This is a genomic window from Saccharomonospora iraqiensis subsp. iraqiensis (assembly GCF_000430445.1).
Classification (GTDB): Bacteria; Actinomycetota; Actinomycetes; order Mycobacteriales; family Pseudonocardiaceae; genus Saccharomonospora; species Saccharomonospora iraqiensis.
In genome coordinates, this window is the sequence record NZ_KE387084.1 from 213252 (window position 1) to 217989 (window position 4738).

At 72.9% G+C, this 4738-nt stretch carries 8 protein-coding genes and 1 pseudogene; 6 read left to right on the forward strand and 3 right to left on the reverse strand.

The annotated features are described in order from the left end of the window. Together ACTIR_RS24985 and ACTIR_RS27690 are read left to right on the forward strand one after the other, a co-directional pair. Positions 1-134, forward strand: a 134-nt coding sequence (locus tag ACTIR_RS24985; protein WP_034239358.1) for a hypothetical protein, incomplete at its 5' end; no start/stop codon positions are given. Positions 135-146: 12 nt separating this feature from the next. Then, positions 147-293, forward strand: a pseudogene (locus ACTIR_RS27690) (NAD(+)--rifampin ADP-ribosyltransferase); the annotation flags it as partial. Positions 294-340: 47 nt separating this feature from the next. On the opposite strand, the gene ACTIR_RS22765 reads toward ACTIR_RS27690, so the two are convergent. Both ACTIR_RS22765 and ACTIR_RS0110840 read right to left on the reverse strand, forming a co-directional pair. After that, positions 341-835: a DUF6114 domain-containing protein gene (locus tag ACTIR_RS22765; protein ID WP_154663714.1), complete on the reverse strand. Its 495-nt coding sequence runs from the start codon at positions 833-835 to the stop codon at positions 341-343. Continuing rightward, positions 835-1446, reverse strand: coding sequence for a DUF6230 family protein (locus ACTIR_RS0110840; protein ID WP_026454299.1), 612 nt, complete (start codon positions 1444-1446; stop codon positions 835-837). The genes ACTIR_RS22765 and ACTIR_RS0110840 overlap by 1 nt, the downstream gene beginning before the upstream one ends. Positions 1447-1561: 115 nt before the next feature. Between ACTIR_RS0110840 and ACTIR_RS0110845 the strand changes: the two genes are divergently transcribed. Both ACTIR_RS0110845 and ACTIR_RS0110850 read left to right on the forward strand, forming a co-directional pair. Next, on the forward strand, positions 1562-2227 hold the full coding sequence (locus tag ACTIR_RS0110845; RefSeq protein WP_034239360.1) for a TetR/AcrR family transcriptional regulator: 666 nt from the start codon (positions 1562-1564) through the stop codon (positions 2225-2227). Positions 2228-2264: 37 nt separating this feature from the next. Then, positions 2265-2786 (forward strand): TrmH family RNA methyltransferase, encoded by a 522-nt coding sequence (locus ACTIR_RS0110850; protein WP_026454301.1) that lies wholly within the window; start codon positions 2265-2267, stop codon positions 2784-2786. A 7-nt stretch (positions 2787-2793) separates the two neighbouring features. On the opposite strand, the gene ACTIR_RS0110855 is transcribed toward ACTIR_RS0110850, so the two are convergent. Next, entirely contained in the window at positions 2794-3834 is a 1041-nt protein-coding gene (locus ACTIR_RS0110855; RefSeq protein ID WP_034239433.1) for a TerC family protein, read from the reverse strand. A gap of 133 nt (positions 3835-3967) precedes the next feature. On the opposite strand from ACTIR_RS0110855, the gene ACTIR_RS26550 reads away from it, so the two are divergent. Next, positions 3968-4123 carry a hypothetical protein gene (locus ACTIR_RS26550; RefSeq protein ID WP_161629632.1) on the forward strand — a complete coding sequence of 52 codons (156 nt, stop codon included), beginning with the start codon at positions 3968-3970 and terminating at the stop codon, positions 4121-4123. A 105-nt stretch (positions 4124-4228) separates the two neighbouring features. Beyond that, on the forward strand, positions 4229-4738 hold a 510-nt coding region (locus tag ACTIR_RS0110865; RefSeq protein ID WP_026454304.1), incomplete at its 3' end, for an rRNA adenine N(6)-methyltransferase family protein.

Here is a 4738-nt window from a genome sequence, read left to right on the forward strand (position 1 = left end):
CGAGTGTGCGGGGGGATCTGCTGGCCCGGCTCGGGCGGCACGACGAGGCGCGCGGTGAGTTCGCCCGTGCGGCCGACCTCGCCGGCAACGACCGGGAACGCGCGCTGCTGCGGCGGCGGGCCGAGGATGCGTGAGAACCACCGGGGAGGCCGACGCGGTCCTACCGCACCCGGGAGCCGCTGCGGGTGCTCGACGAGGTCACCGACTGGGAGCCGCACCCTCCCGAGGTGGTCCGGACGATGCGGGCCGATTTCGCCGAGCTCGAACGGCGCGGCGTCGAGGCGGACGACTGACCCGGCCCCCGGCGGATCCGCACCCGGTCGGGTGGGCGGTGGGGCCGCTACTCGCTGGCCGGGGTGCCCGGGTCCGGATCCGTCGGTGTGTCGTCGGTCCCGACCGGCCGGGCCGCGTCGTCCGGTGTGGGGTCGGGGCGCGGGGTCCAGGCGACGGCGAGCGCGCCGCCCACGAGGCTGGTCAGCATGCCGATGCCGAATCCGCCGAGGTTGCTGTAGACGAACGAGGCCAGCGCCAGCATGACGATGGTCACCCCCGCCACGCCGCGGTGCTCCGGTTGTGCCCAGCACAGCAGGCCGAGCGCGGCGATGAGTCCGCCGAGCAGGAACCCGGCGAACCCGGCGGTGCCGGGCAGGGTGAGCACGGTGAACCGCCCGGCGGGCAGGAACAGGATGGTCAGCCCGCCGGCCAGGGCGAACGCGCCGCCCCAGAACGGGCGGGACCGGCGCCACCGGGTGAAGGCCATCCACCCCCGGCGTGCGGGGGACCGGCCGGTGTCCCGGGGGGACGGGTGGGTCGTCGTAGTGGGGGTTTCGGGCATCAGAAGCACTCCTCGGTGTCGCGGCCGAGGGTGAGGTCGACGCCGGAGAGGTCGAGGTCGGCGGCGGTCACCCAGCGCACGTCGGCGTGGATGCCGATCATCAGGGCGCGGGCGTTGATCGGCAGGGTGCCCTCCGGGCCGCTGTCGCGGGGGGTGCCGTCGGGGGCGGTGTCGGCGCGGTTGAGCGACAGCGTCTGCCCGGCCACGTCCACACCGTCGATGCTCTCCAGGGCCATGCGCAGGTCGCCCGCGTGCAGGGGCGGGGCGTCCGGGGCGGTCTCCAGTCGCAGCACGTACCGGCCCAGCGGGGTGTCCACCGCGCCCGAGGTGCACAGGCCGCGGGCCTCGACGTCGGAGAGTCCGACGGCCACGACGGTGCGGTCCTCGCCGTCGCGGGTGCGGAAGAACCGGGGGAAGCCCCCGTGCCCGACCGCGGAGATCTCGTCGACGGAGACCTTGAGGCGTTGCTGGCCCTGCACGGCGGCCGAGACGGGCAACACGCCCTGCACCACCCCGGCGAGCATCAGCCCGACCGCCCCGAGGGCGGGCAGCAGGACGGCGGCGAAGCGGCGCCACCGGGTGCGGCCGGGGGTGCGGGGGGAGTGCGACATGATGGACCGGACCTCTCCACGAAACGAGACTTTCAGTCTTGGAACGAGACGGATAGTCTCACAGTTGTGCCGGGTGGCGGGAGGGGATCTCGGCTACCGCTGTCGGTGACCGCGGATGACCACCAGTGATCGGAGGCGCATGTCGGAGTCCCGTGCCGCGACACCGCCGGACCCGCCCGAGGAGGGCGGCCGGGACCGCGACCCCCGGGTCGTGCGCTCGCGCAACCGGCTGGTGCAGGCCGCCAGCGGGCTGCTGGCCGAGGGCGGGGTGCAGGCCGTCACCATCGACGCCGTCACCCGCACCGCGGGCGTGGCCCGCGCCACGCTGTACCGGCACTTCGCCACCGGCACCGACCTGCTCGCCACCGCCTTCGAACAGCTCCTGCCCCCGGTGGCGCCCGCCCCGGACAGCGGGCCGCTGCGGGACCGGCTGGTCACCCTGCTCACCGGGCAGGCCCGGCTGCTGGAGGACGCCCCCCTCTACGCGACCGTGCTGTCCTGGCTGGGCATGGACACCGTCCCGGCCGCCGACGACGAACGCCCCGGGCGGCGCAGGCTGCGCCGCCGCATCGTCGACCAGTACCGGCAGCCGTTCGACGCCGTGCTCACCAGCCCGGACGCCGCCGCCGAACTCGGGGACGACCTCGACGTGGCCACGGCCCTGGCCCAACTCGTCGGGCCGCTGATCTTCAACCGGCTGGTCACCCACGAGCCCGTCGGCGCCGACTTCTGCGCCCGCATCGTCGACGACTTCCTCACCGCCCGCGCACACCACCGCTGATCCGCACCCGTGGGCGGCTGGGTAGGCTCCGCGGATCGTGGAACGAAACGGCACCCCCGAGCCCCGGCGCAGCATCGTGGTCGTGGCGCACAACATCCGCTCGGCGCACAACGTCGGGTCGCTGTTGCGCACCGGCGAGTTCTTCGGCCTCGACCGGGTGTGGGTCACCGGGTTCTCCCCATACCCCACCTACGCCGACGACCCGCGGGACCCGCGGCTGCGCGACCTGCAGACCCGCAGGCTGGCCAAGGCCGCCGCCGGAGCCGAACGCACCATGCCGTTCGACCGGCACGACGACGTGCAGGCCCTGCTGGAATCGCTGCGTGCCGACGGCTACACCGTCGTCGGTCTCGAACTCGACCCGACCGCCGTGCCGCTGACCGACTACGCCCCACCGGAGCGGGTCGCGCTCGTGCTCGGCGACGAGGTCGCCGGCATCACCCCGGAGATCCGGGACGCCTGCGACCGGCTGGTGGAGATCCGGTCCCACGGCCGCAAGGACACCCTCAACGTCAGCGTCGCCGCCGGCATCGCCCTGCACCACCTCCGCGTCGCCTGAAGCAGCCTCACTCCCGCGAGTCGTCCCTCCCCGCCCGCGAGTCGACACTCCCGGACGGCGAGTCGACGCTCTCCGACGGGGCGCTCTCCTCCTCGTCGGTGAACCCGGGCGCGGCGGGTGCCGCGGGCGGGGCGGTGCTGCCGCGGGTACGCACCCAGCTGGCCACGATCGCGCCGGTCAACACCGCGGCCACCACCGACAGCGACAACCACGTGGGAATGTGCACGACGTCGAGCAGCAGCATCTTCACGCCCACCCACACCAGCACGACCGCGAGGCCCGCCTTGAGGTAGACGAAGCGGTGCATCACCTCGGCCAGCAGGAAGTACATCGCGCGCAACCCGAGGATCGCGAACGCGTTCGAGGTGAACACCAGGAACGGTTCCTGCGTCACCGCGAAGATCGCCGGGATCGAGTCGACGGCGAACACGATGTCGCTGACCTCGACCAGCACCAGCACCGCCAGCAGCGGAGTCGCCACCCACCGGCCGGCCTGCCGCACGAAGAACCGTTGCCCGTGGAAGGTGTCGGTCATCGGCACGACGCGGCGGAAGGCGCGCAGCACGATGCTGCGGTCCGGGTCGACCGTGTCGTCGTCGCCCTGACGCGCCATCTTGATGCCCGTGTAGACGAGGAACGCGCCGAACAGGTACAGGATCCAGGAGAAGCTGGCGATCAAAAACGACCCGGCGGCGATGAACGCGGCGCGGAACACCAGCGCCCCCAGCACGCCGTAGAACAGCACCCGGTGCTGGTACTTCCGCGGCACACCGAAGTAGCTGAAGATGATCGCGAAGACGAAGACGTTGTCCACCGCCAGCGACTTCTCGATCACGTACCCGGCGAAGTACTGGCCCGCGAACTCGGCGCCCCAGAACCACCACACGACGAGCCCGAACGTCACGCCGAGGGCGACCCACACGCCCGACCAGGCCAGCGCTTCCCGGACCCCCACGACATGCGCCGTGCGGTGGGCGATCAGGTCGACCGCCAGCATCACCAGAATGACCGCCAGCACACCGGCCCAGGCCCACCACGCGACTGTCACCACGACCTCCGGTTCCACGAAAACGGGACCGGAGGTCTCCCCTCCATCACGGTGTCGCGTGTGATGCGCCGGGACCGGGCTGCCACTTCGGGCTGCCGTAATGACGACCCCGGCGGGGCGGGTACTCCCCTCCGTGAGGTCCAGCCTGGCGGAGTCCCCGTCGGGTGTCAAAGCGACCGAGGTCACCCTGCGCCCGGCCGCCGGATACGTCGGCCCGGCGCACTGCTATCCTCCGACCATGGGGACCTTGTTCTGCGCCGTCTTCTTCGCGCGGCTGCGCCGCGCCTGACGGCGGCCCGACCTCTCTCCGGCTCGGCCGCACCCGACTCGGCCATACCGGTGCGGCGATCCGACGCTGCCCGGTCCCACTTCTCTCCGTGACCGGAGTATCCCCATGTCTTCTGCCCTTCCGGGCGGTCCGCACGAGCTCGGCCAGAACTTCCTCGTCGACCGGTCGGTGATCAACGCGGTCACCACCCTCGCGGCCCGCGTCCCACACCCGATCGTCGAGATCGCCGCCGGCGACGGCGCACTGACCCGACCACTCGGCCGGCTGGGTCGTCCGCTGACCGCCGTGGAGGTCGACCCGTGCCGTGCCCGGCGACTCGAGCGCCGCACCCCGGACCACGTCGACGTCGTCCACGCCGACCTGTTGCGCTACCGCCTGCCCCGCCATCCGCACGTGCTCGTGGGCAATGTGCCGTTCCACCTCACCACCGCGGTGCTGAAACGGCTGCTGGCCGCGCCGCACTGGCACACCGCGATCCTGCTCGTGCAGTGGGAGGTCGCCCGCCGCCGCGCCGGGATCGGCGGCGCCACGCTGCTCACCGCGCGGTGGTGGCCCTGGTTCGAGTTCACCGTCGACCGCCGGGTGCCCGCCCGGGCGTTCCGCCCGGCACCGTCG

Bases quoted from the DNA above. Each gene is read 5' to 3' on its own strand.
- ACTIR_RS22765 (WP_154663714.1), bottom strand. From the start codon at position 835: ATGCCCGAAACCCCCACTACGACGACCCACCCGTCCCCCCGGGACACC.
- ACTIR_RS0110840 (WP_026454299.1), bottom strand. From the start codon at position 1,446: ATGTCGCACTCCCCCCGCACCCCCGGCCGCACCCGGTGGCGCCGCTTC.
- ACTIR_RS0110845 (WP_034239360.1), top strand. From the start codon at position 1,562: ATGACCACCAGTGATCGGAGGCGCATGTCGGAGTCCCGTGCCGCGACA.